Genomic DNA, 933 nt, shown 5'->3' on the forward strand with positions numbered 1-933 from the left:
AGAGCCGGATTCGGAAGTTTCTCAATTTTGACAAAGCCTTGCGGTTCTGCGCGTGAGCATGCGGATTGAGGCGATGAGGGCCCAAGCGGTGGACGAGGCGATGGACCGCTCCCAATCTTTTGCGAGCCGACGGCAGCGCCCGAGCCAGGCAAAAGTCCGTTCGACCACCCACCTGCGGGGCAGCACTTGAAAGCCTTTTGCCTTGTCCGATCGCTTGATGATTTCGATCGTCCATTTGCCCATGCCAACCAGGGCGGATCGCAGCTTGTCGCCTGCGTAACCGCCATCGGCAAAGATGTGTCGCAGCCAGGGAAACCGCTTGCGAATGGCTACCAGCACATCGACGGCCCCATCTCGGTCCTGAATATCGGCGGCATGTACTAGGATGAAGATGAGGAAGCCGCAGGTGTCCGTCAGGATATGTCGCTTGCGGCCTTTCACCTTTTTGCCCGCGTCATAGCCTGAAATTCCGCCACTTTCGGTGGTCTTGACCGATTGGCTGTCGATCACTCCGGCGCTGGGCGAAGCTTCACGCCCTTCGATTTCCCGCAGGTTCATGACCAGCACCGTGTTGATCGCGTCGAACAGACCGGCATCGCGCCAGGCATAGAAATAGCGCCGCACCGTCGATACCGGAGGAAAGCACTTCGGCAGAAGCCGCCACGCACACCCGCTCGCCGCGATGTACAGCATCGCGTTCAGAACTTCGCGCATGTCTGCCGTTCGAGGTCGGCCTCCACGCCTTGCCGGAGGCACGAATGGCGCTGCCAGCGCCCACTCCGTGTCCGTCATATCCGATGGATATCGCAAACCTTCCCGACTATGCTCACGCCGGGCAATACCAGTCCATGCCACCATCCACTCCATCTTGTCGCAAAGACGGCGTGAATCACAACATACTGGTATTGCTCAACAACTTTCGGATCGGGCTCT

The 933-nt window shown here is 58.9% G+C and carries 1 protein-coding gene; it reads right to left on the reverse strand.

The genetic code is table 11. The features are described 5' to 3' along the window. Nucleotides 1-21: 21 nt before the first annotated feature. Nucleotides 22-858, reverse strand: coding sequence for an IS5 family transposase (locus NTCA1_RS28325; RefSeq protein WP_133084774.1), 837 nt, complete (start codon nt 856-858; stop codon nt 22-24). Nucleotides 859-933: the final 75 nt, after the last annotated feature.

Source organism: Novosphingobium sp. TCA1 (assembly GCF_009811895.1).
Taxonomy (GTDB): domain Bacteria; phylum Pseudomonadota; class Alphaproteobacteria; order Sphingomonadales; family Sphingomonadaceae; genus Novosphingobium; species Novosphingobium panipatense_A.

Excerpts from the sequence above, each read along its gene's own strand:
- NTCA1_RS28325 (WP_133084774.1), bottom strand. The coding sequence starts at position 858 with ATGGTGGCATGGACTGGTATTGCCCGGCGTGAGCATAGTCGGGAAGGT.